Source organism: Brevundimonas sp. (assembly GCF_032017145.1).
In the GTDB taxonomy this organism is placed as follows: Bacteria; Pseudomonadota; Alphaproteobacteria; order Caulobacterales; family Caulobacteraceae; genus Brevundimonas.
This window is the reverse complement of record NZ_DALZQC010000011.1, coordinates 25,292-50,118: the sequence shown is the minus strand read 5'-3', so window position 1 is coordinate 50,118 and position 24,827 is coordinate 25,292. Positions and strand designations below refer to the sequence as shown.

The 24,827-nt window shown below is 67.3% G+C and carries 37 protein-coding genes and 1 tRNA gene; 15 read left to right on the top strand and 23 right to left on the bottom strand.

Going from position 1 to position 24,827, the window contains the following annotated elements; genetic code table 11:
* Positions 1 to 774, bottom strand: a 774-nt coding sequence (locus RTU05_RS03620; protein ID WP_312595788.1) for an outer membrane beta-barrel protein, incomplete at its 3' end; no start/stop codon positions are given.
* A 153-nt stretch (positions 775 to 927) separates the two neighbouring features.
* Here RTU05_RS03620 and RTU05_RS03615 point away from each other — a divergent pair.
* Together RTU05_RS03615 and RTU05_RS03610 are read left to right on the top strand one after the other, a co-directional pair.
* Positions 928 to 1,836, top strand: a complete 909-nt coding sequence (locus tag RTU05_RS03615) for an SDR family NAD(P)-dependent oxidoreductase (RefSeq protein ID WP_312595786.1) — start codon at positions 928 to 930, stop codon at positions 1,834 to 1,836.
* Between the two features lie 149 nt (positions 1,837 to 1,985).
* Entirely contained in the window at positions 1,986 to 3,188 is a 1,203-nt protein-coding gene (locus RTU05_RS03610; protein WP_312595784.1) for an acetyl-CoA C-acyltransferase, read from the top strand.
* A 134-nt stretch (positions 3,189 to 3,322) separates the two neighbouring features.
* On the opposite strand, the gene RTU05_RS03605 is transcribed toward RTU05_RS03610, so the two are convergent.
* From RTU05_RS03605 to RTU05_RS03595, 3 genes are read right to left on the bottom strand one after another with little or no spacing between them, the layout of a single operon-like run.
* Positions 3,323 to 3,886, bottom strand: coding sequence for a demethoxyubiquinone hydroxylase family protein (locus tag RTU05_RS03605; protein ID WP_312595782.1), 564 nt, complete (start codon positions 3,884 to 3,886; stop codon positions 3,323 to 3,325).
* 3 nt (positions 3,887 to 3,889) lie between these two features.
* Positions 3,890 to 4,441 (bottom strand): disulfide bond formation protein B, encoded by a 552-nt coding sequence (locus RTU05_RS03600; RefSeq protein ID WP_312595780.1) that lies wholly within the window; start codon positions 4,439 to 4,441, stop codon positions 3,890 to 3,892.
* 39 nt (positions 4,442 to 4,480) lie between these two features.
* Positions 4,481 to 5,056: a YqaA family protein gene (locus RTU05_RS03595; protein ID WP_312595778.1), complete on the bottom strand. Its 576-nt coding sequence runs from the start codon at positions 5,054 to 5,056 to the stop codon at positions 4,481 to 4,483.
* A 194-nt stretch (positions 5,057 to 5,250) separates the two neighbouring features.
* On the opposite strand from RTU05_RS03595, the gene RTU05_RS03590 reads away from it, so the two are divergent.
* The 9 genes from RTU05_RS03590 to RTU05_RS03550 all read left to right on the top strand — a co-directional run bounded on the left by RTU05_RS03590 (position 5,251) and on the right by RTU05_RS03550 (position 12,517).
* Positions 5,251 to 6,873 (top strand): hypothetical protein, encoded by a 1,623-nt coding sequence (locus RTU05_RS03590; RefSeq protein WP_312595776.1) that lies wholly within the window; start codon positions 5,251 to 5,253, stop codon positions 6,871 to 6,873.
* Positions 6,874 to 7,016: 143 nt separating this feature from the next.
* On the top strand, positions 7,017 to 8,117 hold the full coding sequence (gene hppD, locus RTU05_RS03585; RefSeq protein ID WP_312595774.1) for a 4-hydroxyphenylpyruvate dioxygenase: 1,101 nt from the start codon (positions 7,017 to 7,019) through the stop codon (positions 8,115 to 8,117).
* Positions 8,118 to 8,303, top strand: a complete 186-nt coding sequence (locus tag RTU05_RS03580) for a hypothetical protein (RefSeq protein ID WP_312595772.1) — start codon at positions 8,118 to 8,120, stop codon at positions 8,301 to 8,303.
* Positions 8,304 to 8,576: 273 nt separating this feature from the next.
* On the top strand, positions 8,577 to 9,635 hold the full coding sequence (locus RTU05_RS03575; protein WP_312595770.1) for an isoaspartyl peptidase/L-asparaginase: 1,059 nt from the start codon (positions 8,577 to 8,579) through the stop codon (positions 9,633 to 9,635).
* A gap of 63 nt (positions 9,636 to 9,698) precedes the next feature.
* Positions 9,699 to 9,965, top strand: a complete 267-nt coding sequence (locus RTU05_RS03570; protein WP_312595768.1) for a hypothetical protein — start codon at positions 9,699 to 9,701, stop codon at positions 9,963 to 9,965.
* 57 nt (positions 9,966 to 10,022) lie between these two features.
* The gene (locus RTU05_RS03565) at positions 10,023 to 11,042 is read left to right on the top strand and encodes a fumarylacetoacetate hydrolase family protein (RefSeq protein WP_312595766.1); all 1,020 of its coding nucleotides are present in this window, start codon (positions 10,023 to 10,025) and stop codon (positions 11,040 to 11,042) included.
* Between the two features lie 66 nt (positions 11,043 to 11,108).
* On the top strand, positions 11,109 to 11,645 hold the full coding sequence (locus RTU05_RS03560) for a CcdC protein domain-containing protein (RefSeq protein WP_312595764.1): 537 nt from the start codon (positions 11,109 to 11,111) through the stop codon (positions 11,643 to 11,645).
* Between the two features lie 52 nt (positions 11,646 to 11,697).
* Positions 11,698 to 11,782: transfer RNA gene (locus RTU05_RS03555), tRNA-Leu, on the top strand.
* Positions 11,783 to 11,959: 177 nt separating this feature from the next.
* Positions 11,960 to 12,517, top strand: a complete 558-nt coding sequence (locus tag RTU05_RS03550; RefSeq protein ID WP_312595762.1) for a hypothetical protein — start codon at positions 11,960 to 11,962, stop codon at positions 12,515 to 12,517.
* A gap of 466 nt (positions 12,518 to 12,983) precedes the next feature.
* Here the strand turns inward: RTU05_RS03550 and RTU05_RS03545 are convergent, their stop codons facing one another.
* The 16 genes from RTU05_RS03545 to RTU05_RS03470 all read right to left on the bottom strand — a co-directional run bounded on the left by RTU05_RS03545 (position 12,984) and on the right by RTU05_RS03470 (position 21,647).
* Positions 12,984 to 14,216: a tyrosine-type recombinase/integrase gene (locus RTU05_RS03545; protein WP_312595760.1), complete on the bottom strand. Its 1,233-nt coding sequence runs from the start codon at positions 14,214 to 14,216 to the stop codon at positions 12,984 to 12,986.
* Between the two features lie 70 nt (positions 14,217 to 14,286).
* Positions 14,287 to 14,505, bottom strand: coding sequence for a hypothetical protein (locus tag RTU05_RS03540; protein WP_312595758.1), 219 nt, complete (start codon positions 14,503 to 14,505; stop codon positions 14,287 to 14,289).
* Positions 14,498 to 14,782 (bottom strand): hypothetical protein, encoded by a 285-nt coding sequence (locus tag RTU05_RS03535; RefSeq protein ID WP_312595756.1) that lies wholly within the window; start codon positions 14,780 to 14,782, stop codon positions 14,498 to 14,500. Before RTU05_RS03535 ends, RTU05_RS03540 begins: the two co-directional genes overlap by 8 nt.
* Positions 14,782 to 15,627 (bottom strand): hypothetical protein, encoded by an 846-nt coding sequence (locus tag RTU05_RS03530; protein WP_312595754.1) that lies wholly within the window; start codon positions 15,625 to 15,627, stop codon positions 14,782 to 14,784. The genes RTU05_RS03535 and RTU05_RS03530 overlap by 1 nt, the downstream gene beginning before the upstream one ends.
* Positions 15,620 to 15,928, bottom strand: coding sequence for a hypothetical protein (locus RTU05_RS03525; RefSeq protein WP_312595752.1), 309 nt, complete (start codon positions 15,926 to 15,928; stop codon positions 15,620 to 15,622). The genes RTU05_RS03530 and RTU05_RS03525 overlap by 8 nt, the downstream gene beginning before the upstream one ends.
* Positions 15,925 to 16,614 carry a hypothetical protein gene (locus RTU05_RS03520; RefSeq protein ID WP_312595750.1) on the bottom strand — a complete coding sequence of 230 codons (690 nt, stop codon included), beginning with the start codon at positions 16,612 to 16,614 and terminating at the stop codon, positions 15,925 to 15,927. Before RTU05_RS03520 ends, RTU05_RS03525 begins: the two co-directional genes overlap by 4 nt.
* A complete protein-coding gene (locus RTU05_RS03515) occupies positions 16,611 to 16,763 on the bottom strand; it encodes a hypothetical protein (protein ID WP_295227310.1) in 153 nt (50 codons plus the stop codon). Before RTU05_RS03515 ends, RTU05_RS03520 begins: the two co-directional genes overlap by 4 nt.
* Before the next feature lie 9 nt (positions 16,764 to 16,772).
* Positions 16,773 to 17,045 carry a hypothetical protein gene (locus RTU05_RS03510; RefSeq protein ID WP_312595743.1) on the bottom strand — a complete coding sequence of 91 codons (273 nt, stop codon included), beginning with the start codon at positions 17,043 to 17,045 and terminating at the stop codon, positions 16,773 to 16,775.
* Positions 17,042 to 17,458 carry a hypothetical protein gene (locus RTU05_RS03505; protein WP_312595741.1) on the bottom strand — a complete coding sequence of 139 codons (417 nt, stop codon included), beginning with the start codon at positions 17,456 to 17,458 and terminating at the stop codon, positions 17,042 to 17,044. Before RTU05_RS03505 ends, RTU05_RS03510 begins: the two co-directional genes overlap by 4 nt.
* A gap of 1 nt (position 17,459) precedes the next feature.
* A complete protein-coding gene (locus RTU05_RS03500) occupies positions 17,460 to 17,819 on the bottom strand; it encodes a hypothetical protein (RefSeq protein ID WP_312595739.1) in 360 nt (119 codons plus the stop codon).
* A 2-nt stretch (positions 17,820 to 17,821) separates the two neighbouring features.
* Positions 17,822 to 18,250, bottom strand: coding sequence for a helix-turn-helix transcriptional regulator (locus RTU05_RS03495; protein WP_312595737.1), 429 nt, complete (start codon positions 18,248 to 18,250; stop codon positions 17,822 to 17,824).
* Positions 18,251 to 18,316: 66 nt separating this feature from the next.
* Positions 18,317 to 18,640, bottom strand: a complete 324-nt coding sequence (locus RTU05_RS03490; RefSeq protein WP_312595735.1) for a hypothetical protein — start codon at positions 18,638 to 18,640, stop codon at positions 18,317 to 18,319.
* Positions 18,637 to 20,643 (bottom strand): ParB N-terminal domain-containing protein, encoded by a 2,007-nt coding sequence (locus RTU05_RS03485; protein ID WP_312595733.1) that lies wholly within the window; start codon positions 20,641 to 20,643, stop codon positions 18,637 to 18,639. Before RTU05_RS03485 ends, RTU05_RS03490 begins: the two co-directional genes overlap by 4 nt.
* A 16-nt stretch (positions 20,644 to 20,659) precedes the next feature.
* Entirely contained in the window at positions 20,660 to 20,830 is a 171-nt protein-coding gene (locus RTU05_RS03480) for a hypothetical protein (RefSeq protein WP_312595731.1), read from the bottom strand.
* A complete protein-coding gene (locus RTU05_RS03475) occupies positions 20,827 to 21,255 on the bottom strand; it encodes a hypothetical protein (RefSeq protein WP_312595729.1) in 429 nt (142 codons plus the stop codon). Before RTU05_RS03475 ends, RTU05_RS03480 begins: the two co-directional genes overlap by 4 nt.
* Entirely contained in the window at positions 21,252 to 21,647 is a 396-nt protein-coding gene (locus RTU05_RS03470) for a hypothetical protein (RefSeq protein ID WP_312595727.1), read from the bottom strand. The genes RTU05_RS03475 and RTU05_RS03470 overlap by 4 nt, the downstream gene beginning before the upstream one ends.
* Before the next feature lie 241 nt (positions 21,648 to 21,888).
* On the opposite strand from RTU05_RS03470, the gene RTU05_RS03465 reads away from it, so the two are divergent.
* Positions 21,889 to 22,113 carry a hypothetical protein gene (locus tag RTU05_RS03465; RefSeq protein ID WP_312595725.1) on the top strand — a complete coding sequence of 75 codons (225 nt, stop codon included), beginning with the start codon at positions 21,889 to 21,891 and terminating at the stop codon, positions 22,111 to 22,113.
* A gap of 437 nt (positions 22,114 to 22,550) precedes the next feature.
* Here RTU05_RS03465 and RTU05_RS03460 read toward each other — a convergent pair whose 3' ends face one another.
* Positions 22,551 to 22,913, bottom strand: coding sequence for a hypothetical protein (locus tag RTU05_RS03460; protein WP_312595723.1), 363 nt, complete (start codon positions 22,911 to 22,913; stop codon positions 22,551 to 22,553).
* A gap of 81 nt (positions 22,914 to 22,994) precedes the next feature.
* Here RTU05_RS03460 and RTU05_RS03455 point away from each other — a divergent pair, with 81 nt between their 5' ends.
* The gene (locus RTU05_RS03455; protein WP_312595721.1) at positions 22,995 to 23,294 is read left to right on the top strand and encodes a hypothetical protein; all 300 of its coding nucleotides are present in this window, start codon (positions 22,995 to 22,997) and stop codon (positions 23,292 to 23,294) included.
* Between the two features lie 152 nt (positions 23,295 to 23,446).
* On the opposite strand, the gene RTU05_RS03450 is transcribed toward RTU05_RS03455, so the two are convergent.
* On the bottom strand, positions 23,447 to 23,650 hold the full coding sequence (locus tag RTU05_RS03450; protein WP_312595719.1) for a hypothetical protein: 204 nt from the start codon (positions 23,648 to 23,650) through the stop codon (positions 23,447 to 23,449).
* Positions 23,651 to 23,745: 95 nt separating this feature from the next.
* Between RTU05_RS03450 and RTU05_RS03445 the strand changes: the two genes are divergently transcribed.
* Together RTU05_RS03445 and RTU05_RS03440 are read left to right on the top strand one after the other, a co-directional pair.
* Positions 23,746 to 24,189, top strand: coding sequence for a phage regulatory CII family protein (locus RTU05_RS03445; RefSeq protein ID WP_312595717.1), 444 nt, complete (start codon positions 23,746 to 23,748; stop codon positions 24,187 to 24,189).
* Positions 24,190 to 24,291: 102 nt separating this feature from the next.
* Positions 24,292 to 24,525, top strand: coding sequence for a hypothetical protein (locus RTU05_RS03440; protein ID WP_312595715.1), 234 nt, complete (start codon positions 24,292 to 24,294; stop codon positions 24,523 to 24,525).
* Here the strand turns inward: RTU05_RS03440 and RTU05_RS03435 are convergent.
* Positions 24,513 to 24,749: a hypothetical protein gene (locus RTU05_RS03435; RefSeq protein WP_312595714.1), complete on the bottom strand. Its 237-nt coding sequence runs from the start codon at positions 24,747 to 24,749 to the stop codon at positions 24,513 to 24,515. The genes RTU05_RS03440 and RTU05_RS03435 overlap by 13 nt on opposite strands.
* Between the last annotated feature and the right edge of the window lie 78 nt (positions 24,750 to 24,827).

Genomic DNA, 24,827 nt, shown 5'->3' with positions numbered 1-24,827 from the left:
CGGCGGCGGGGGCGGGGGCGGGGGAGGCGGCGGCGGCGGCGCGTCTTCCGCACCGAAGCTGTAGCGCAGACCCAGGGTCACCGTGTGCGACTGATCGTAGTCGCCGTCCCAGGTGCCGAACTGCGTGGCGCCCACGCCCGTGCCGGCCGTGGTCGAATCCCACGAGGCGTCGCCCGTCAGATAGCGGTAGGTCAGGTCGATGTTGGCGCGGTCGCCGATCGCCCAGGCCAGACCGGCGATCGCCTGAGCGGCGAACTTGGTCGAGGTGTCGTCGATGGCGAAGCCGGCCAGACGGTTGGCGCGCAGAGAGCCGATCGTGTCGACGTTGACGCGGTTCACACCGGCGCCCAGACCCACGAACGGACGGACGCCCCAGGCTTCGTAGCCGAAGTCATAGATGACGTTGGCCATCAGGGTGGCGGATTCGATGTCGCCTTCCGGCGAGAAGCAGCCGCCCGTCGCCGGAGTCAGGTTGCACAGACCTTGCGTGCCGGAAACGGCGCGGATCTTGCCGATGTCGCCCGAGCGGTAACCGCCTTCGAGCTCGACACGCCAATTGGGGTTGAAGCGATAGCCCAGGCGCGCAAAGGCGGCCCAGCCGTTGTTCACTTCATACTTCCAGCTTGCGCCGGTGGTGGACGACTCGGCGTTGATATCGTCCATGGTGTGATAGCCGGCGTCGATGGCGCCGTACCAACCATTGGGTTCCGCCGATGCGGCGCCGGCTGCGAACAGCCCGACCGCGGCGACGGAGGCGAGAAGTTTGAGCTTCATAGCTTCCTCACTGTGTGAATGCGCGAAGCTGCGCACTAGCACAGCATTCGCGATCCAAACGGCGTGGCTGGCGCCCGGTTCCGCTCCCGGATTATGATTGTGTCCACTGTGGCGCCATTTCAACACATTGGCCGCCCGCGAAAGGGAGCGATTATGACGATGCGGTTCGACGGACAGGTGGCGATCGTGACGGGGGCCGGCGGCGGTCTGGGGCGCGAGCACGCCCTGGCGCTGGCGGCGCGCGGGGCAAAGGTGGTGATCAATGATCTGGGCGGGGCGCGCGACGGCTCCGGCGGGTCTGCGACGGCGGCCGAGGCCGTGGTCGCCGAGATCGAGGCGGCGGGCGGCGAGGCCATGGCCAACGCCGCCTCCGTCACCGACGCCGCCGCCGTCCAGGCCATGGTCGATCAGGTCATGGCCAAGTGGGGCCGGATCGACATTCTGGTGAACAACGCCGGCGTCCTGCGCGACAAGTCCTTCGCCAAGATGGAGCTGGAGGATTTCCGCTTCGTCGTCGACGTTCACCTGATGGGGGCGGTCAACTGCACCAAGGCGGTGTGGGAGATCATGCGGGGTCAGAACTATGGCCGGATCGTGATGACGACCTCGTCCTCGGGCCTTTACGGCAACTTCGGCCAGTCGAACTATGGCGCGGCCAAGATGGCGCTGGTCGGGCTGATGCAGACCCTGGCCATCGAGGGCGCCAAGAACGACATCCGCGTCAACTGCCTGGCGCCGACCGCCCACACCCGCATGACCGAGGACCTGGGCGCCGCCCTGCCGCTGGAGGCCCTGGCCCCGGCCCTGGTGACGCCGGGCCTTCTGTATCTGGTCAGCCGCGACGCCCCGACCCGCGCCATCCTGGCCGCCGGCGCCGGCGGGTTCGAGCGCGCCTATGTCACCCTGACCCAAGGCGACTTCATCGCCGGCGACGATGCGCCCGAACAGGTCGCCGCCCGCTTCGACGCCATCTCGGACCGCGCCGGCGAGATCGTGCCGGACATGGGCGCCGCCCAAGGCATGATCGAATTGACCAAGGCCCAGAAGGCGCACGGCGGCTGAATACGAAGGCGCCTTGCGTTGACGCGACGGGAGGCGCCTATCGTCGTCACAGAGGAAACCGGCCTCAAGTCGCGCGAACGCGCGATAGGCCAAACAGAAATGGCCTCAATCAGCGCGAACGCGCGATAGGCCCAGGACAGAGAGCATCCATGCGCGAAGCCGTCATCGTCTCCACCGCCCGCACCCCCATCGGCCGCGCCTATCGCGGCGCCTTCAACGACACCCAGGCTCAGAGCCTCGGCGCCCATGCGGTCCGACACGCCGTCCAGCGCGCCGGCGTCGATCCGGCCGAGATCGAGGATGTCGTCATGGGCGCGGCCCTGCAGCAGGGTTCGACCGGAACCAATGTGGCCCGCCAGATCGCCCTGGCCGCCGGCCTGCCCTCTTCCGTCCCCGGCATGAGCCTGGATCGCCAATGCGCCTCGGGCCTGATGGGCATCGCCACGGCGGCGAAACAGGTCGTCTTCGACCAACAGAAGATGGCGGTCGGCGGCGGCCTTGAAAGCATCTCCCTGGTCCAGAACCAGCACATGAACCTGTACCGGATGAAGGACGAGGCGCTGCTGAAGCTGTCGCCCCACATCTATATGTCCATGCTGGAGACGGCCGAGGTGGTGTCGCGCCGCTATGGCGTGTCGCGCGAGCGTCAGGACGCCTACGCCCTTCAATCCCAGCAACGCACCGCCGCCGCCCAGGCCGCCGGCCGGTTCGACGCCGAGATCGTGCCGATGACCACGGCCATGCTGGTCATGGACAAGGCGACCGGCCAGACTTCGTCGAAGGAGGTGACCCTGTCCAAGGACGAGGGCAACCGCCCCGACACCACCCTGGAAGGGCTTCAGGCGCTCAAGCCCGTCTTCGGCGGCGGCGAGGAGATCCAGACGGGCGAGTTCGTCACCGCCGGCAACGCCTCTCAACTGTCGGACGGCGCCTCTGCCGTCGTGGTGATGGAGGCCGGCGAGGCGGTGAAGCGCAATCTGCAGCCGCTCGGCGCCTATCGCGGCATGGCCGTCGCGGGCTGCGAGCCGGACGAAATGGGCATCGGCCCGGTCTATGCCGTGCCGAAGCTGCTGAAGCGCCACGGCCTGACGGTGGACGACATCGGCATCTGGGAGCTGAACGAGGCCTTCGCCGCCCAGGTCCTGTATTGCCAGGACCAGCTGGGCATTCCCGACGAGCGTCTGAACGTCTCGGGCGGCGCCATCTCCATCGGCCACCCCTACGGCATGTCGGGCGCCCGCATGACCGGCCACGTCCTGATCGAGGGCAAGCGTCGCGGCGCCAAATACGGCGTCGTCACCATGTGCATCGGCGGCGGCATGGGCGCGGCCGGGCTGTTCGAGATCTTCTGAGACACCCATCCAACGCCGTCATCCTCGGGCTTGACCCGAGGATCGGACGCAGATCGGGCTCTGCGTCGCTCTTTTGGCAATGCGGCGGACCATCCGGCCCTCGGGTCAAGCCCGAGGGTGACGGCTGTAAAAAATCAGACCTTCTCGCTGATCTTGATCGCCGCCCGGCATCCCGCCTTGATCACGCCCGACAGCAGCCGATAGGCCGGCGCCTCGCGGCTGCCGTGTTCGACGGCGTGGTCGTGGTGGGCCAGTTCCTCTTCGCGGAACTGTGTCAGCTCGGCGGCCAGGGCCGGGTCGCGATCGCCGATCTCGGCGATCTGATCGGCATAGTGTTTCTCGATCACGCTCTCGACCGCCTCGGTGCAGGCGTGGGCGGCCTTTTCGCCCATCAGGGCCGTGCCGGCGCCCAGGGCCGAGGCCGCGATCCGCCACAGGGGCGTCATGACCGTAGGCCGCACCCGGCGTTCGTTCAGCAGGCGGTTGAAACGGTCCAGATGCACCGCCTCCTGATCCTGCATTTCCGACAGGTCGCGCACCATGTCGCCATGGGCCTTGCGCCTCTCGAACACCGCCTTCTGCGCCCGATAGATCAGGACCGCCGCATATTCCCCGGCGTGATCGACGCGCAGGATCTCGTCCATCCGGGCCTTGTCGGCGCCCTGTCCGGGGCGGGGGAGAGGAATGGAGCCGCTCATAATCTATGTCAGGGCCTTCTCGATCCGGGGCGCGCGGGCGTCCTTGGGCCGTTTGGCGGCCAGCAGGCTGAACACGGCCAATGCGGCGCTGATGATCGCATTCCACCCGGCCATCGACAGACCCAGCCAGCTCCAGGCCACATCGCCGCAGCCGATCACCTTGACGACCGGCCCCGTGCCCAGCGCCAGGGCCGCCAGACTGTCCATGTCGATGGCGCCGCCGCCGGGCGAACAGGTCGCCGGCAGGGCCCACCATCTATACTCGCCGCCCATGTGGAAGACGGCCGTGATCGCCCCCGTGGCGAAGACGGCCGCCAGCAGGAAGGCGGCGATGCGCGGCGTGCCGCGTCGTCCGCCGCTGAACAGGGTCCAGGCCGTGGCCACCGCCCCCACCACGACGGCGGCCCAATAGACCTCGCGCTGCTTCAGGCACAGATTGCACGGCGCCAGCCCGCCGAACCGCTCGAACGCATGGGCGGCGCCCAGCATGGCCAGCGACGCGGCCAGGGCGAAGGCGGTCCACCAACGGGTCAGAAGGCGATAGGCGTCTGTCATCGTGCTTCGCTCTTACCGCGCCCGCCCGCATCCGTCGACTTACAGAACCTTCAGCACGACGATCAGCCCGACCAGGGCGACCAGACCCACCCCGGTCCACAGCGCCAGCCGCTTCTCCACCTGGGCCAGCATGGCCGGACCCCAGCGTTTCAGGATCCATGCCTCCAGAAAGAACCGCCCGCCCCGCGTCACCACCGAAGCGGCGATGAAGACCGGGAAACTGAACGCCGCCAGGCCCGAGGCGATGGTCACCAGCTTGTAGGGAATGGGCGTCAGTCCCTTGACCAGAATGACCCACAGCCCCCACTGATCGAACCACTGACGAAACTGCTCCAGCCCGTCCGAATGGCCCAGCACCCGCATGATGGCCAGGCCCAGATCGGTCAGGAAATAGCCGATGGCGTAGCCCAGCACGCCGCCCAGCACCGAGGCGACGGTGCAGACCGCAGCATAGAAATACGCCTTCTGCGGCCGCGCCAGGATCATCGGCGCCAGCATCACGTCGGGCGGAATCGGAAAGAACGAACTCTCGGCGAAGGAAACCACGGCCAGGGCCTTGGTCGCGTGCCGGCTGCGGGCCAGTTCGAACACGCGGTCATACAGTTTGCGAAGCATGGGGATCCTCGGCGTCGAACCGACGCCCTTTGACGATGCGGATAACACGCCGCGCGCCGTCGCGTCATCCGCCCGCGCCTGACGCAAACCGTCGCTGGCGCCAAAAGCGCTTCCACGTCCAATGTCACCGCGAAGTCGCCTGAATCGAAAAACGCCAGTATGCTGACGCTTACACTCCAGGAGTTCCGAACCAGATGAAGACGAAGCGGATCGAAGCGCTGGCCGTCGCCCTGACCCTGGGCCTTGGCCTGACCTTGGGCATGACCCCGGCCTTGGCCGCCCCAGCCCAGGCTCAGCAGGCGGCGACCATCCAGGCGCGCACCGCGCCGGGCGGCGTCGCCGTAACCTGGCGACTGGCCCAGCCGGCCACCGAGGTCGCTTACCTGGACCCCAGTATCATCCGCACCCTTTGGACCGTAACCACGCCCGGCTTGAGCCTGGCGGACGGGGTGGTGAAATCCGACCGACCCTTCGACACCTTCGAAATCCTGATCGCGCCCGACGCGGCCGAGGTCGACCGCGTCTATATGGGCCTGACGCGCGTCGGCGCGGGCCATGTCCTTTACGGCCCCGGCCTGGCGCTCAGAGGGATGGACGCCGAACTGACCGCGCAGCCGGTCGCGCGCGAAACCACCCTGCCACAGGCCCACGCGATCAAGGGCTACGCCTATCTCGGCCCAGAGGCGGCGGTCACGCGCCGGGACGGGGGGGCTGTGGTGTCCGGCGCCTCTGTCCCCGCATCGCTGTCCAGGCTGATGAGCGACGGCTTCCTGGCGGCGCAGACCTTCTATGGCGCACGGCTTGGCCGCGATTTGCCCTATCGGCCCGTCCTGATCGTCACCACCGACAGCCCCGGCCCCTCGACCTTTCGCGGCGACGTCACCGACACGGGCGTCATCTCCACCCGTTTCTTCGGCGCGTCCTGGGATCCGCCGGCCGAGGATGTGGCGGACCCCCTGTCCACCTTCGTCTGGCATGAGACCTTCCACCTGTGGAACGGCCACGGCCTTACGGTGAAGGACGGCGATACGGCGCCTTGGTTGCACGAGGGCGGGGCCGAATACGGCGCCATGGTCGCCGCCGCCTCAACGGGCGTCATCGACGACGCCCAGGCCAGATCGTCGCTGGCCGAGCGACTGAACGGTTGCCGTTCGGCGCTCAAAGATCGCGACTACAATCCCCGGCGGCTTCAATCCGGCTCGGGCATCTATGACTGCGGCGTTGTGATCCAGTGGATCGCCGATCTGGAGGCCCGCCAGGCTTCCCAAGGCCGGCGTGACATCCTTGATGTGTGGAAGACGATGCTGGACGCCGGGCGCGCCGGCGACGGCTATGGCGTGGCGGATTTTCGGGCCCTGCTGCCCGCCGACAGCGGCGTGAACATTCTGCTGGACGGTCCCGGCGCGGACCGATGGACGGGAATCGAGGCGCGGCTGACGGACCTAGGCGTCGCCCTGAAGGACGAACCCGGCCGAGGCGACTATCGTCGCGCGGCCCTGTTCCATCTGAACGCCCAGAATTGCACCGGGGGCTCGGCAGGCTTCTATCAGGTTCCAGAAGGCATCAAGCTCGACACCACCGAGAAATGCGGCGTCCTGGCCGCGTCGCCGATTATCGCCGCCATAGAGGATCACGACCCCTACGCCGACGCCCAGGGCATGTTCTTCGCCGTCCAGGCCCGCTGCGCAGCCGAATTGCCGGTGCGCTATCGGTTCCAGGACGGCCGATCGGTCGAGGCCGTCTGCAAGGCCCCCCTTGCCACGCCCAAGGCCTGGGTCGTTACGGCGGCCCCGTCCTTGAAGACGCGCGGCGCCTGACGCAAACCGTCGCTGGCGCCAGGCCCGATCATCACGTCCCCGTGGCTTCGTCTTGGCTCCGTCGCCTTCCATGACTAGGTTCCGCGCCAATCGGCGGCCCCTTCCGGGTAAGACCGCCTCAAAATCTGTGCGGGAGACGCGCCATGAACGACATGACCAAGGCCCAAGTCGAGAAGCTGGATCTGGAGAACCCCCTCGGCGTCGACGGTTTCGAATTCGTCGAATTCACCGGGCCCGAGCCCAAGGCGATGATCGCGCGCCTGGAGACGATGGGCTTCACCCAGACCCATGTGAACCCCAGGACCGACGTCGTTCGGTTGAAACAGGGCGACATCAGCTTCTTGGTGCATCGTTCGCCGGCCGCCCACGCCGCCGACTTCGCCCGCGATCACGGCCCCTCGGCCAACGGCATGGCCTTCCGCACCACCGACGCCAAGGCCGCCTACGAGGGCGCGGTCGAACGCGGCGCCAAGCCGGCCGAGGGCGTCAATGGCGGGGCGCTGGGCGACGACTATCCCTACATTCTGGAGGGCATCGGCGGCAGCCTGCTCTATGTCATCGACCAGTATGGCGACGCCGGCTCCCTGTACGACGCCTGGGACGAGATCGAGGGCTGGGAAGAGGCCGAGCGCAAGAACAGCGTCGGCCTGGAGGTGCTGGACCACCTGACCCACAACGTTCGTCGCGGCCAGATGCGGACCTGGTCGGGCTTCTACGGCTCGGTGTTCAACTTCGAGGAGCAGAAGTATTTCGACATCAAGGGCAAGGCGACCGGCCTGTTCTCCCAGGCCATGATCGCGCCCGACCGCGCCATCCGCATCCCGCTGAACGAAAGCCAGGACGAGAACTCCCAGATCGAGGAATTCATCCGCCGCTACAACGGCGAGGGCATCCAGCACATCGCCCTGACGACCGAGAACATCTTCGAGACGGTGGAGGCCATGCGCGAGCGCGGCGTGGACTTCCAGGACACGATCGAGACCTATTTCGAACTGATCGACAAACGCCTGCCGGGCCACGGGGAGGACGTGGAGCGGATGCGAAAGAACCGCATCCTGATCGACGGTTCGGACGAAGAGGGCCTGCTGCTGCAGATCTTCACCCAGGACGCCTTCGGCCCGATCTTCTTCGAGATCATCCAGCGCAAGGGCAACGAAGGCTTCGGCAATGGCAACTTCCAGGCCCTGTTCGATTCCATCGAGCTGGACCAGATCCGTCGCGGCGTCATCAAGGTCGACGCCTGAATGAAGATGCGGCCGCCGACGTGGCTGCCCTGGCTCGGCCCGGTCCTCGCGGCCGGCGCCGGGGCCCTGGCGGGCGAATACTGGCTGGGCGGCGGGTTCTGGGTGGTGCTGTTCACCGCCCTGACCTGCGGCTTCGCCCCCATCGTGGGCTATCAGGTGTGGAAGCGGCTGCATCACCGATCCTGATCCCTCGCCCGTCTTCCGCGCCGCCCCTCCCCGTTTGTCATCCACGGGCTTGACCCGAGGATCGGGCTATATTCGAGATCGTCGTCGATATCCTCGCACCAGCGGCGGCCCCTCCGGTCCTCGGGTCAAGCCCGAGGATGACGCCAGAACGGGATCAGCCATACAACCGCATAAAGCTTCACCTCGGAAAACTCTCGACTTCTTAGATTTTCCGACCAATCGACCTGACAGTGTTCGGCGCGGGGTTACAATCCGCCGATGGAGGGACAGGCCATGATGCGATCTGTACGAAGTGCACTCATTGCACTGTTTATTTCGGGCGGTGCGGTCGCCGCGCACGCGCAGGACGCCCCGCGCTGGTCGCTGGCCATCCACGGCGGGGCGGGCGTGATTGAGCGCGCCAGCCTGACGCCGGAGCAGGACGCCGCCTATCGCGCGTCGCTTCAGCGCGCCCTGGACGCCGGCTCGGCCGTGCTGGCCCAGGGCGGCCAGGCGATGGATGCGGTGCAGGCCGCCATTCAGGTCATGGAGGACGATCCGCTGTTCAACGCCGGGCGCGGCGCGGTCTTCACGGCGGTGGGCAGGAACGAGTTGGACGCCGCCGTCATGAACGGGTCGGACCTGACCGCCGGCGCGGTCGCGGGCCTGACCACCACCCGCCATCCCATCGCCGCCGCCCGCGCGGTGATGGAGCGCTCGCCCCACGTCATGCTGATCGGGGCCGGCGCCGACGCCTTCGCCGCCCAGGCCGGGCTGGAGCAGGTCGATCCGTCCTATTTCTTCACCGAGCGGCGCTGGCAGGGTCTGGTCAAGGCCCTGACCGAGGCCGGCCAGCCCGTGCCGCCCCGTCCCGTCGGCGCTGCAATTCCTGGCGCTCAGGCCGCCCTGCCCGCCCCGCCGCTGAACGAGAAGAAGTTCGGCACGGTCGGAGCCGTGGCTCTGGACGCGCAAGGCCGTCTGGCGGCGGGCACCTCGACCGGCGGCACGACCGCCAAACGCTGGGGCCGGGTCGGGGACGTGCCGGTGATCGGGGCGGGCACCTATGCCTCCAACGCCGACGGCTGCGCCGTGTCGGCCACCGGCGACGGCGAATATTTCATCCGCGCCACCGTCGCCCGCGACATCTGCGCCCGGATCGGCTCGGCGACCCCGCCCGACGCAGCGGCGCAGGCCGAGATCGACGAGGTCAGAACGCTGGGCGGCCTGGGCGGCGTCATCGTCATGACCGCGACAGGCGCGCCCGTCTTCGCCATGTCCACATCCGGCATGTACCGGGCCGCCGCCGCATCCGACACCCCGGCCCGCGTCGCCATCTATGCCCACGAGGACTGACCCGGCGCCGCCGATTTCAGACGATTCAGACGAAATAGACTCTCTTTTTTCCAGACTGACCCCATGCCCGCATCCGACGACGAACTGACCGTAATGGCCCAGGAGGAACTGGACGCCGCCTGCGCCATGCCCTTCGTCGAGGTCAGGAAGATCACCCCCTGGGGCGACAGCTACGAAGGTTTCGCCCCGTCCGGCCGCACGGTCGAGATCGAGCGCCGCTACCTCTGGGCGGTCGAGCCTGAAGGCGGCGTCATCGTCGAAGTCGAGGTGCGCGACCGGGCCGCCCGCACCGGCGCCGAGGCCCGCGCCCTGCTGACGCCGACGCGCTGAGCGGCGGGTGATCGCCGCTCAGTTTCCAACCGCATGAAATCCGTCTAGGCCGAACTCATGAAACTCGCCTCGCTCAAGCACGGCCGCGACGGCCGCCTCGTGGTCGTCTCCCAGGACCTGAACTGGTTCACCGACGCCTTCCTGATCGCCCCGACGCTGCAGGCGGCGCTGGACGATTGGGAGAACTGCGGCCCCCGCCTTCAGGCCCTGGCCGAAAGCCTGGAGCACGAGGGCGTGCCGCGCGGCCGTTTCCACGAACGCGACGCCGCCTCGCCCCTGCCCCGCGCCTATCAGTGGGCCGACGGCTCGGCCTATGTGAACCATGTGGAGCTGGTGCGTAAGGCGCGCGGCGCGGAGATGCCCGACAGCTTCTGGACCGACCCCCTGATGTATCAGGGCGGCTCGGACGGCTTCCTATCGCCCCGCGATCCCATTCCCTTGGCGGACGAAAGCTGGGGCTGCGACCTGGAGGCCGAGATCGTCGTGGTCGTCGGCGACGTGCCGCAAGGGTCGACGCGCGAACAGGCTCTGGCCGCCATCCGCCTGGTCGGCCTGGTCAACGACGTCTCGCTCAGGAACCTGATCCCGGCCGAGCTGGCCAAGGGCTTCGGCTTCGTCCAGTCCAAGCCCGCCAGCGCCCTGTCGCCCGTCCTGGTCACGCCCGACGCCCTGGGCGACCGATGGAAGGACGGCAAGCTGCACGGAACCCTGTCGGTCCAGCTGAACGGTAAGGATTTCGGCCGCGCAGACGCCGGGGTGGACATGACCTTCGACTTCGGAACCCTGATCGCCCACCTGGCCAAGACCCGGTCGCTGGGCGCCGGGACCATCATCGGGTCGGGCACCGTGTCCAACAAGGACGCAGACGGCGGCCCCGGCAAGCCGGTGTCCGAAGGCGGCCTGGGCTATAGCTGCATCGCCGAGATCCGCACGGTCGAGACCATACTGCGCGGCAAGGCCGAGACCCCCTTCCTCAAGCATGGCGATACGGTGCGGATCGAGATGCTGGACGACCGCCACCACACCCTGTTCGGCGCCATCGAACAGACCGTGGCCCCGCTTCCCAGCATCGGATGACGGCGCTAGGGTGATCGCGGCGGCCGGGGGGTAAGGTCGCAAGAGGTCTTTGGGGAGAGAGACGACGTGGCGCCTGAAAAACTGATCCCGCTGGCGATCATTCCGATCATGCTGGTGCTCGTTCTGTTGAAGAACCGGCGCAAACGCGTGCTGAAGCCCCAGCTGCTGTGGATCATGCCGGCCATCGTCGTGCCCCTGATCGGGCTGGGCATTTGGGGCTCGGCTCAGAACCCCCACATGGCGCACGCCCCCTTCGGCCCCGACGCCTGGGCCGTGCTGGCCGTCGGCGGCTTGCTGGGCGGGATTGTCGGCTGGTATCGCGGCAAGACCGTCACCATAGAGCGCGAACCGAACGGCGTCCTGATGGCCCAGGCCTCGCCGCTGGGCCTGATCCTGCTGGTCGTGCTGTTCGCCGGCCGGTCCCTGCTGCGCGACCTGATCGAAAGCCACGCGGCCCAGTGGCATCTGAACGCCTTGGCCGTCACCGACGCCTTCCTGGTCTTCGCCATGGGCCTGATCGTCATGCAGCGCGTCGAAATGTACATCCGCGCCCGCCGCGTCCAAGCCGGCCGCCTGGATGAGCATGTGGAGGTCGTGGCGTGAGGTTGCGCTGGACGCGGCCTCGCCCCTTGTGGCATGAGGCGGTCCTTCCGCTGCGGGCGTGGTGGAATTGGTAGACGCGCTGGACTCAAAATCCAGTTCCGAAAGGAGTGCCGGTTCGACCCCGGCCGCCCGCACCACCTTTTAAGTCAATGACTTAGCTAGAAGGCCCCGCCGAAACGCGGGGCTTTTTGCGTTCTGGGGCTTCCGTTGAATTCATTCAACTTTCTCCCGGTTTCGCAACCTTCCGCCATTCTCCGAGCGCCGCGACAGCGCCGCAACGTTGCTTATTCGTTCTCGAAACTTATGGTGTTTGAATGAACGACGTGCCGCAGGACGCCAAGATTTTTATAGATAGGGCCACCTTCCTCCGGGGATCTATCGTCCAGAGCTTCGCGCAGATGGAATACATGCTGGGCGATCTGGGACATCAGGCGGCAACTCTTCCGGAGTATTCTGATTTCGCAGGGTTCAGGCGTCCGGTTGATAGCCGGATTGCCATGGCGCTGGAGATCGCTGCGGCTGCGGGACCGTTTGGGCCATACCGCACAGGAATCGAAGGCATCTGCTCAACTTTAAAAGCGATAGAGCCGTTTCGGAATTTCCTGACGCACGGCTGGCTTGAAGTGAGGTCAGCCCCAGCCGGGGTCTTACCTAAGTATCATCTGCAGTTCCGAAAGTGGGATCCCGCCAAGCCCAATCGGCCCCTCTACTTGCGCGTCGATATGGATTGGCTAACCGAGCTCGCTGATCGGGCTATGGCGGGTGCAGTTATAAGCCAAGCTCTATTCCGGGAGATCTATCAGGGCGTGGGGCTTCAGGACCCGCTGTTCGAAAATTACGACGGTGACACTCTCAAGCTGCCCCTTTTCTAGGCTTTCACTGCTGCCTGCCACCACGTGAGGGCCTCGCTCAGCACTTCTGTCATTTGCCATGACCGGATCTGCTCATCCGGAAAGCGCCTGGCTTGCGCCAATATTATTGGGGCCCCGTAGGGGCCTGTTCCGTAGCTGCCTTGCCCGTAGCCGCGTCGAGTGGCCCCCCTTGTAGCGCTAGCTTTGCGAACTGCGGAGTTCGTCACCGACCGATGCTTTCCGGCCAGGGCGAACTCGCGAAGAACGGCTCCGAAGGGGCATCCAGACAAAAAGTCTTCTTCCGTCACTTGCTCTTCAAGCACCGCCCAATCCAACACATGGAATAGAACAATGCAGGCAGCGACAGCGCGCGATTTCGACGATGGCTCATGACAGGCAGCCGCGACAGCCGGGGATGCTACCTCATCTAAAAACTCCCGAGCCGTCACGGTGAGGCCAGACAAGGGCGTCAATCCAGGCTCCAAGTTCACGCTCCGCTGATCATGCGTTCGCTGGCCTGGGCGATGGCGTCGTCGCCGGCAGGGTCGGTCCAGAGGTGGCCATAGAGATCCATGGTCAGCTGCAGGGTGGCGTGGCCGAGCAGCTCCTGCAGCTTCTTCGGCTTCACGTCCTGCTCGATCCAGAGGCTGGCGGCGACGTGGCGCAGGGTGTGCGGGCCGAACGCCGGCACCGGCCGGTTCTTGCCCTTGCTGTCCGGCAGCATGTCGACCAGGCCGGCGCGGCGCATCATGGGCAGCCAGCACTCGCGGAAGAACTCGTTGTAGCTCCAGACGCCCTGTCCGGATTCCGGATGCGGAAACAGTCGGCCGGCGGCGCGGACCTTCTGCCGGCGGCCGTCGACGTGGTCGAAGGGGCTGACCGGTCCGCGCGAAAGACGCCAGGCCCGGATCGCCAGAGACGTCGCCTCGCCGATCGGCACCTCGCGCGTGCCTTTCTTCGACTTGGGCGGATCCAGGGTGCGATAGTGCCGATCGAGACGCTCGCGGATCCGGACCTTGCCGCCCTTAGGCTTCACCTGGGCGGCGTCGTCGGCGAGGCCGAGAACCTCGGAGATCCGCAGGCCGCCGAACATCAGCAGGCGCACGATGGCGGCGTCGCGCAGGGGTGCGTCGCCTTCGCCGGCGGCGGCGAGCAGTCGACCGAGGACGGCCTTCTCCGGGATGACGAACTCCTCGTCCTGATCGCGTTCGACGCGCTTGCCGCCCTCTACCTTGCAGGCCTCGGCCGGGTTGGTCAGCAGCCAGCCCTTGCGAATGCCGAACCGGCACCAGGTCACCAGACTGCGGCGGACGCGCCGGGCGAGGTTGACGGATCCGGAGCTGGCCAGCACGTCATCGAGCAGGCCCTGAACCTGGGGCGCGCGCAGGTTCGACAGGCGGGTGCGGCCCAGGGCGTGAGGCGCGAGGTGGACGTCCAGGACCGACTGATAGCCGTCGCGCGTGATGGCCTGGCGCTGGCCGATCTTCACCAGGCCGTCGAAGTGGCGGATGTGCTGCTCGGCCAGCTCGGCCAGCGTCATGATCGAGGATCCGCCGATGCGGCCGGCGCCGACTTCGTTCAGCCAGGCCTGGGCCTCGCCCTTCCGTTCGAAGTTCTTGGACTGGCGCGCACCGTCCGGACCGGACCAGGTCGCGCGCCAGCTCGTTTTGACGCTGCCGTCCTTGCGCGGACGGTGTGAGATCTTGCGGATGTTGGCCACGCGGCGGCTCCTGTTCGGGCCGCATAGATACACGTCAGGCGCGCGGCGTCACCTTCCGCGCCGGGATCGGTCAGGACGGGCGATGCGGAAGGGTCTCGGGATCATTGAGCCAGGCGTCCAGCTCGTCGGGGAAGGCGTAATAGCCCAGGCCGTCACGCTTGCGGATCGGCACGGACCAGCCGCGTTCGCGGGCCTGGTAGACCCAGCGCTCCGGCTTGCCGATGTAGTCGCCGATCGCCTTCACGCCATCGAGGCGCCGGCGCACGGCGTGCGCGGATCCGTCAGCCATCTCGACGCCCCTGCCGATAGCCCATGTCGGCCAGCATCGCCGCGACCAGGTTCCAGATGTGGAAGTCGTGACGACGCCAGCCGCGCACCGAACCGCGCTTAGACACCCGTCCCTTGTCCAGGGCGGCGGCGTCGCGGCCGACGAAGGTTTCGCCCTGGTAGTCACCCAAGCGGGGGTTGGCGATCGTCGCCTGACCGTCGTTGGCGATGTGCATGCGGGCGAGCTCGGTCTTGCGACCGTCGATGGCGCTCCAAAGTTCGACGCGAACAACAATCATCAGTCGCCCTCCCCGTCATAGGTTTCTCTGTCTCGCTGAAGCGCGCGCTGGGTTAGAAGCTCATCCTCGTCGTCGGCCAGCTGCGCGCCTGATGCCCACGGTTCGAATGGGAAAGATGGGTCCAGTTCGTCAAAGACGTTGACCACGCCTTCGCCCGGACCATCCAAAATGGCGACCGTAACGGCCCACCCCTGGCGAGGACCGTAGAAGGCGATGCTGTCGATGCGCCCGCGTGCGCCGGGCTGGCTGGTGCGCTGCTCTTCCTCGCTGTCGTTGTCCGGGTAGACCCCGCCTTTGCAGGACTCCAGCACGCGCACTTCGTCTCCAGGCTTGTAGCCGTTCAGGGCAGGCGGAAGGGTTCCGTCAAAGGTTAGGGCGGCTGACTGCTCAGCCGCCCCTCCGCTTAGTTCTTCGAGTCGGCCAGCGCCAATAGTGCGTTCGCCACGTTGAGCGCCGCCTGAGAGAATTGCACTGCGTCGTCCGGGGCTTTGGCTTCCGCCGCCTTCGTGATCAGTTTTTGCACTTGGTCTTCCATTGGGCTCTGGCTCCGAATGTGCCTGCGCTGGTTGATCACCACCCGAGGCGCGCAGGCCATTCCCTTGGCGGTGTTCTGTTGCCTTGTCGCTAGCCTGTGGGGCACTAGCGGCGAGGCCGCGCGACCGCTCGATCAGCGCCATGACCTGGACGGCGTCGTCGAACTCGCGGAACAGGCCGATCGTGCGAGGCTGGTCTTTCACGACGATCGCCGTCGAGAAGCCGTCATAGATCGAGGCGGTCATCTCCAGCTCGGCCGTCATGAGATCGACCTTGGCGAAGGCTTGGTCGCGTGGGGACAGGTCAGCCATTTGCGGCCTCGGTCGGCAAGCCCATCAACTTGAGCACCATGGATGAGTGACCGCACCCGCTCTGCGTTATCCTTTTCGATAGTCCGAAGGCGACAGCATCGAAGTTTCCCATCGATCGGGCGGCCATCAGGTTGATAGCCATCGCGTGGGAATGATTGGCGGGAAGCGTCGCTGTAGTGCCGAAACTGTCCGGGGCGTACTCAACAGTAGCAACGAAGCCGAAGCCGCGCGCCTGAGATAGTTCAGAGGCCTTCAGCAGAAGAGGCGCGATCTCGGAGTCGTAAAACTCTTCATCAGTCATGCTTCGACCTCCGAGGGAAGAAGGGCGGCGGCGACGTCGCTATGGAAAGGCAGCCAGCCAAGAACCTCAACGTCGTCGGCTGCCTCGACCAGATGATCATGCGACCAGCACCAACCGACGACCTGCCAACGATCATCTTCGGTGTTGTCGCGATTGTTAAAACCGATGCTCCAACTCTCGCGGGCATCGTCCAGCGGCGTCCAGCTTCCGCCTTCGGGGTAGCGGACCCAAAGGCGCAGCATCTTGCCGTCGCACGGCGCGGTCGAAATCGGATTCGGGGTAGGCACCAGTCCTGAACGGGCGTCGCTCTCGCTTCGAACTTCAGAGGCCGCCTGCGCCAGGGCGAGGCTGAGCCAGCGGATCCGCTCCTTTGCGGCCGTCTGCCAAACGATGAGGTCCAGGTCGTTCCGGTTGGCCAGGAAGATGCCATTGGCGAGGGCGAAGTCAGTCAGATCGGGCCGTGAGCGCGGCCGCCCGCCATACTGCCGGGCGAACTCCGCCCAGGCCGCGTCATCCTCGCAGTGACCCGATCCGCGCGCCGGGACCCCGGCCTGCAGGACTGGCGAGGTTTCGGACGCCTTCAGCTTGCGGGCGATCGTCCGCGCGATGACCTCGCACGTCGCGTCGGACAGGCCGGGCGCGCCAGCGCGGATGGTCGTCAGGGCGGTTCCGTAGACGTCGGTCATGGCTCAACTCCGGCTTCGATCAGCTCGCCGCGATCGATGCTGAACAGGTGGGCGATTTCGCGCAGGGGCCAGCCGGCGCGGCGCATGGCGGCCGCCCAGGCGACGAGGCGCGGGTGGCGGTCGGGAATCGGGTCAAAGGCGTGGGACATCAGCGGCCTCTAGAATGCGGTGTGGCGAGCGGCCTCGGCGGCCGGGATGGCGAGAAGGGCGCGGCCCTGGTTCGTGGCGGTCCAGCCGTCCGGCGTGCGGGCGAGCAGGCCCTGGCGATCGAGACGCGTCAGGGCGGCCCGGGTGCGCAGGCCGTGGATGGCCGGGTCGCAGGATCCGAACAGACCCTTTGTCACGATGCGTTCGGCCTCGACGGCCGAGACGGGACGGCGGGCGGCCTCGAGCAGGATCCGGCGATCGCGGCGGTCACGGAGCCGGGTCATGCGGCGTCGTCCAGGATGACCAGGCGGTTGCGACGCAGCGCGGCCTTCAGATGTTCGAGCCCCCGGCCCTTCATCCAGGCGTGGCCGATCAGTCGGTCGCGACGGCCGTCGACGTCGGTGGCGAAGATGCTGACGCCGGGGCGGGCGACCAGATCGCCCTTGCACTCCAGGTCCGCGATGTCGGTCATCTCCAGGCCCTGTTCCCCGCGCTCGCGCTGGACGTGACGGGCCAGGTGGTCGAGATCCCGAAAAGCCATCGGCTTGTCGTGCGGGTTGGCGCCGACCAAGGCGTAGTCGATGTCGCCGGCGAGGGCGGCCCGGCCGCGCCGGTCGCGGCCGTCGCCCTTGGGCGGCGGTAGGGGGAGGTCATGGGCAGCGAGCAGCACCGCCCCCTCGATCCAGGGACGCCGCATGTCAGGCCTCTCCCTGGCGAAGGGCCAGCGCCATCAGGCGCATGCGCACCGAGGTCAGGGGCCTGTCGAGCGAACGCGCGATGGCGGAGGGGCCCTGACCCGCGAGGGCCAGGCTCTGCATCTTCTGGTCCTCGGTCGCGCTGAAGCGGCGCTGCACCCGACCATTGGCCAGGTGGATGACGCGGGGATTGGCCTGGGCCTGCAGGCCCGTCTCGTTCGGCGAGCGGGCGCCCTGGCGAAGGCACTGGTAGTGGACCGCGCCGGGCGTCACGCCGTAGGTCCGGGCGAGACGGCCATAGGACCAGCCCTTTTCGCGCCGCTCGGCCATTTCGATGATCTGCTGTTCCGTCAGCCGCGCCATGGTCAGTGCGCCTCCGCCCGTGCGGATTGGTCCGTCGCCCAGGCGGCGCGGAGGGTCGGCTGCGACGACGCCATGGCGCGCAGCACGGTCAGGGCGGCGTCGCGGGCGTCGACGTCGCCGATGCGGTTGAAGGCCTCCAGCACCTCCGACGCGCCTGGCCGGGCCAGCGCCAGGGCGTCCAGGTCTCCGGCTTCCAGCTCCCCCAGCAGATCCGCGCCCGTGGTCCGCAGCGCGTGGGCGATCTGCAGCAGGCGGGCGGCGGCGACGCGGTTCACGCCGCGCTCGTATTTCTGGATCTGCTGGAAGGTGACGCCGGCGGCGCTGGCCAGCTGCGCCTGGGTGATGCGGCGCGCCTCGCGGCGGACGCGGATCCGGGCGCCGATGGCGATGTCGACGGGGTCGTTCACGGCGGCGGCGTTGGACTTGGTCATAGCAATCTGTCCTTGCGGATGAGCCTGAGAAGCAGGCGGTGGAGGATGAAGAGGGCCTGGCCCACGTCAGACGGCGTCGCCGTCGCGCAGGGCGTGTTCGCCGCGCCAGGTGATGGAGAAGCGGGCCTGTTCGATCTCGACGAAGCCGAGCCCCTCGAGGCCGGCCAGGGCGCGCCAGACCTTGGCGCGTTCGACCTTGCCGGAGTGGGTGGTCGCGCCATTCCGGCGGACCGCCGCATAGACTTCGGACGCCTTCAGCGGTCCGAGCGTCTTCAGGGCGCGCAGGACCCGCTCCCATCGGCCGCCGGGGGCGTAGGTGCCGGGCGCCGGCTCCTGTCGGACGACGGCGTGTTCGGCGTCGCACTCCAGATCGTTGAGCGGGCCTTTCATGCCGTGCCCGCCGTGTCGGCCAGCATCCGCGCCCGGCGCTCCAGTTCGGCGACGATCAAGGCGCCCGCGCGGACCAGGTCCCGCGTTTCGCCAGTGGGCTTGAACATGTGCGGATCCCAACCGCCCGGCCAGAACATGGCGGCGTCGGGGTCGCCCGCTGCAGCGGCTGCATAGGCGGCGGCGGCATAGGCCATCTCGCCATCCTCGTTCTGCTCGTCGTCCTGGTCGGGCGTGAAGCGTTCGTCCTCGACCTGCCGGCGACGTTCGTTCGCGATCAGACGCAGGGCGGCATTGGTCGGATGCTCACGCGCCTGGGCCAGCGACGCCAGGTGGTCGCGCATGACGGCGGCGGGCGGAACAGGTGCGGCGGGGACGGTCGTGGAAGCCTCTGACGCCGGAAAGAGTTCGGCCGTTTCGTCGTCGTCCCCCGCTTCAACGGCGGGTTCGATCGGCGCGGGCCGCCCTTCGGGACGCGGGACTGAGCCATAGTTCGGCGTCGGCAGGGGCGGCAGAAGTCCAAGCGCACGGCGAGCGTCGTTGGCGCGGGTGGCGTTGCCGTAATCGACGCCATTGACGACGTGAGGGCCAGTCGGCGCTGGCTTCGGCGTGAGGAGATGCTTGCGTTTCGCAGCAGTGTTCAGGGTCGAAGTGTAGAACCCTTCGTCATCACCGTGCGCCGGTTCCCGCCGACCAGCCGGCATGCCAACCTTCTCGCGCCAGGCGATAAGCTGGGACAGGTTCGGGGCGCCCCTGTCAAAGTGTTCCGCCGCCCAGGCCATGCCCTTGGCGGTCGGCCGGACGACACAGGCGCGGCCCGTGTCCAGATCCCAGCCGAGGTAGTCAATAAAGCCATTGCGGACCAACAGGCCCATGCCCGCCGACGTGTAATAGTAGCCGTCGGTCAGAACGGCGACGCCATGCCCCGGCGGGTCGAAGGGCGCCCAGAGCATCGCCCATACGATCTCGACCAATGCCAGTTCTGCAGCGGGTGTCAGCGGCTCATCTGGGAGCGCCCCTTCCGGCCCCAGATCGGACGGACCTGTTTGGCTCAACACGGCTGCGCCGTGCTGAGCGACCTGTTGCCCGATCGTCGGTGCCTTCGGCGTCGTGACGCTGTCGCGCAGCTGGTCCCAGCTGCCGTTCTGCTCATAGGCCGCGATGGCTTGGGGCGTCGCTTCGCGCGCCACGCGCAGCTTCGTCTGGACGTCGCGCAGGCCGCCCCGGTCCCCTTCCCTCGCCCGGCCGATGCGGCGGGCAAGCTCGCTGGCGTTGGTGATGCCCAGGCCGTCGGCCGCCGCCTTCAGCAGCTTGGCGTCTTCCCAGGGCGAGAGGTCCTTGCGGGCGGTGTTCTCAATGACGGCAATCAGGGCCGCTTCGCCCTCCGTCGCCTCGCGTTCGACGAAGGGAACGCCCGCCTCCAGCGGCTCGGGAAGGTCGGGGTTGAAGAACACCGGGCTGCCATCCAGCACGTTCTCATTGTGCTGCTCGGTGTCGCGGTTCTGGATGAACTGGACCGCACGCCAGCGGCGTTCGCCGGCCAGGAGCATGCGCACGCCGTTCGCGTCAGGCGGGGTCAACAGCAAGGGCTGCAGGATGTCGCCCGCGCCGATGATGGCGTCGGCGAGGTCTTCCACCTCGGCCGGATCGACGGCGCGGTTGGCCGGGTTCGGCCGGATCTTGTCGACGGGCCAGCGGGTCGGCGCCTCGCTGCCGGCGGCGACCGCGCCGGCGGCGACGTCCTGGCCTTGGACCCAGCGCGCGCCCTTGTCCGTCAGAACCCAGGCGCCGGTTGCGGCGATGGTGATGACGCCGGCGGCCCGCAGCTTCTGCGCATCGCGGCGGACATTGGACAGGACCCGTTGCGTCGCCGAGGCCAGCTGGTCCGGCTGCGAGGTGTGGTCAGTCGCGGCGGCCAGGACGCGCAGGACGTCGGTGTAGGTGTGGACCACGGCGGGGAAGTCGGGGCGTGAAAGCTCGCGTGGGGAAACATGAGGCGCGGTCATCGCGGATCTCCGAAGGTCAGAAGGGGGAGGCCGCGCCGAACAGCTGGGCGCAGACCAGGGCCAGAAGGGCGGCGGCGATCAGGGCGGCGACGCCGCGCGGCGTGAAGGTGCGGCGCATGTCCGAGGCCGCCGGCCGGCGTCGGCGACCGAAGTCGCGTCGGGGATCGGGGGTCAGGCCGCTGCTCACAGTCGGCCGTCCCGGGCGTCCGGCGCCTCATAGAGGCCGTCCTTGATCAGGCGGCGGATCTTGGCGGCGCGGCGATCGGGCCGGTCCAGGATGGCGACGCTGATCACCGCGTCGATGAAGGCGTCCAGGGTGACGCCGTAGACGCGGGCGATGCGGCGGTTGCGGTGCAGGACGTAGAAGACGTGGGTGTCGGCCGTCGTTTCGTCGGGCTCGGCGTCCAGGGTCGCCGCCCTGACGTTGCAGGTTCTGGCGATCTTGCGGACGATGGTGCTGGCGCGCGGTCCGGTTTCGCCGTCCAGCACCTCGGTGCGCTGCAGGGCCGAGGCGTCGGGGGCGAAGTCGATCAGCACGCATGGCCCGTCCAGTTGCTCGGCCAGCGTCAGGATGCGCTCACGCGCCGGCTGCAGGGCGCGGGCGGGGCTCACTCGAGGTCCTCGGTCGGACGGATGCCGGCGGACCAGTCATGAACCGCGGCGACCTTGCCTTCGGCGTCCTGGCTGGCGAGGGCGAAGGCGTCGGCGAACAGATCCGCGCCGTGCAGGTTGGGCTCCAGCCGGACGCGCAGGGCCAGCAGCGCGGTCTCCAGCGTCGGCAGGCTCCAGTTCCGGCCATCCATGCGGACGAGAACCCGGCCCTCGACCGTGCGCCCGGTGATGACGGCGGCCGTTCCGATGTCGAAGTCGTGCATGCCGCCGGCGACCAGGGCCGCGATGATCTCGTCGGCGGACTGGTCCCAGGCGTCGAGCGGCGCGGGGAATGCGAAGGGTTTGCGCACGGCGTGCTCGGCGTCGCCGATGGGCGTCGGGGTGATGATCATGGTGGGCGCTCCTCGTTGAAAGGGCGCCCGCACCGGCGGGTTGGTAGTCCGTCTAAACGCAACGCGGCGGGCCGCCCCGCCGGTGCGGGACAACGCAGCCTTACCGCGAGTAAGATTTGCCGCGCAAGCGAAATCTTACCGCCAGTAAGATGTGCTACGTCGATATCGGTCGTAGGCACCTACGGTCAGGCTGGACTCCTGCGCGGCGGACGGGAATCAGTCGTTAAGGATTGGAGGCCGCATGAACAGGATATTCGGAGTGGCCACCTACCGGCGCGCAGGCAGCGGGCATGTGCGGAGCCGGCTGCAGCACTACACCGAGCGTCGCGTAGCCAGCTTCGCGGCGCGCGGCATGATTTCAGAACGCGCCGGCGTTATGGTCTTCGCAGTGGCCGGAAGCGGCGACTATTGGATGGAGCCAGAGATCATCGAGACCTATGGCGACTGCCCGCCTCGACCGCTGTGACGGCCTATCGAAGATCCGACGACGAGAAGCGACTTATGGCATCGCCGGACGGGCTCGACCTGAACTCGACGCCGCGAAGCCAGACGTCCTGAGCCGTAAGCGCACAGTAGTGCGCCCTAGCGACGCCTTTGACTGTTGCGTAGTCCAACAACGCAAGGCGCGCGCGATCAACGACGAGAACAAGATTAGGCCCATCCAGCTTGGAGTCGACAACCAATCCGGATCTCGAGCTTCGGCCCACCAGCATTGTGTTGTCAGTGGGAGATCCGCACGCCACGTCGGTCGAGGAGCGTCCGGTACCACCCAGTTTGGCGGCGTCATCCTCAGATGTGCGTCCGAATATGAGGACGACTGCCAGCAATCCTGCGCTGATGACTGCGAGAGCAACCCCCTGGTTTCGGTCGAGGCCTTTGAAGAGTCGCATGTCGGTCCGCTTTTCAGCCGGCTTTCAGAAGGGCTTCAACGGCTGCAGCGACGCGCTCCTGCTGTTTCTCATCAACCGTCGCCATCGCCGCCATTACGCGATCCTGAGCTGGTGAGCGGACATCGTCGAACGGCGTGCCTTCTCCGAGCAGCAGCCATTTCCAACTAACTTTGAACTTACGCCCGAATTGAATGGCGCGCTGGTCCTTCAGGCGCGTGCTCTTCGAGGCCTCGGGCGGTCGTTCATAGGCGGAATAGGTGTCCTCCTTCATGGATAGCGTTTCCGACGCCGATCGCGCCGTCGGAAAACCAGCCTGAAGGCGCGCCCAGCGAACGCGCTCCCAATCCTCTGAAAGCTGTGACCACTCGGTATCCATGTCGGATATCTTACCGAGAGTAATCTTACTGCGAGCAAGATCGATCTTGCCGTTAAATCTTACTCGCGGTAAGGCCGGACGATGTTCGCCACCGCAGCTGATTTGATCGATTCGAGAGGCGGCAACGCCGTTGTCGCCCGCGACACGGGTTACAGCGAAAGCGCCGTCGGGGTGTGGAAGCACCGGAACCGCGTTCCGCGCGCGGCCTGGCCCGAAATCATGAGCGCCTATCCGGACGTCGACCTGCCCGCCTTGCTGAGGCTGGAGCGGATGAGCGGCGGCGGAAAGGGCAGAGGTCATGGCCAGAAACTGGCGCCGCCTCTCCCGGCTGGCGCCGAGAATTCCGACGTGAACGTCTCGGGAACGGAGCGCTGCGCATGACCCTCGCCTTCAGTGGACCGCAACTGGTCACCACGCCATGGCACGCGGCCAATCGTAACGTCGTTCAGCACGACGCCTTCCGCTTCATCAAGCGCGCCCGGCGTGCGCGGATGCCGATCCCTCAGATGCGCGCCGGCTTGAACGCCATCAGTTCAGGCGTCGTCCCCGTCTTCGGGCGGGTGGGACAGATAGCCCATGACGGCGCCGCCCAGTGCGTCCAGCCCGTATCGGTCGTCGTCGGCGGCTATCGCCCAGTCGCGAATGTCGGGGCATCCGTTGGTTTCGCCGGCCTCGATCAGAGCCGCGATCGTGCGCTCGGCCGCCTCCAGTTTCTGGCTGGGACTGAGGGTCGGCATGGATCTCTCCGTGGGTTGGTTTGCACTGCCATGGAAGAGCGAGTCGTCGGCGGGGTCGAATCCCCCGCTGGCGACGAAGCCTCGGAGCGCCGCGCATGAGGCCGCTGCAGCTGAAGATGAAGTTCGGCAAGCTGATCGACGAGTGCGGCGGGCTGAAAGAGGCGAGCCAGGCCTGCGAGGATCTGGTGCGCCGTTACTCGGTTCCGCAGCTCTCGCGCTGCTGCACGCCCAACACGCCGGACTTCGCGCCGATCGATATCGTCATGGCGCTGGAAGAATACTGCGGCCAGAACATCGTCAGCGCGGCCATGGCCGAGCAACGGCCGTCAGAGCGGTCGGCGGTCGGCGACCTGATGGACGAGGCCAGCGAGGCGACCGAGGTCGTCGCCCTGCTGCAGCGTCATGTGCGTGAGGCGCGCAGCGACGGGCGGATCAGCCCGCGCGAGGCCAAGGCCATCATCGCCCAGGCCGAGGCCGCGATCGAGCAGCTGCGTGACGTGATCGACGCCGTCAACGCCGTGGCGGAGGCGGGGCGATGAGCAAGGTCCAGCCCGCTCTGATGAAGAGCCCGACGTTCCGCCGGTGCATGCGCGGCGTCGTTGCTCGCGCAAGCCGCCTGTCCCCCCTTACCGGAGAAAGCCATGACCGCGCCCAAAGCCCCACCCGCCCCGATTTCGGTCACGACCGAAACCACGCGCACCGTCCGACTGACGCAGGAGATCAAGGCCGGCGTCGTGGGGGAAGCGGTTCGCGTGTCGATCAGGCCGCCGGAAAGCGATCCTTTCCCACTGAGCGGCGCGAGCATCCTGCTATCGCCGGATCAGGCCCGTGCGCTTGCCGCTCAGTTGACCGAGGCGGCTGGTCAGGTCGCCTGACGATCAATCGCCTGCTGAAGAAAGCGGGAGCGCGACACCCAGGCGCGCGTGGTCCCGGGCTGAGCCTTCTGTTCCGGGTCTGCGCCTCTGATCGCCTCTGCGGCCTCCGCCTGCAGCTGCTGCAGATCGGCCGCCGGCAGACGCGCCAGAAGGTCGACGATCAGGGATTTGACTGCGACGACGTCGTCTTCGCTAAACCCAATATAGTCCTCAGAACGTATCATCGTCTTCTCTCCTATGTGTTGCGCTGCGGAGAAGAGGCCGAGTCGTCGGCGGAGGCGAATCCGCCGCCGACGACAAAG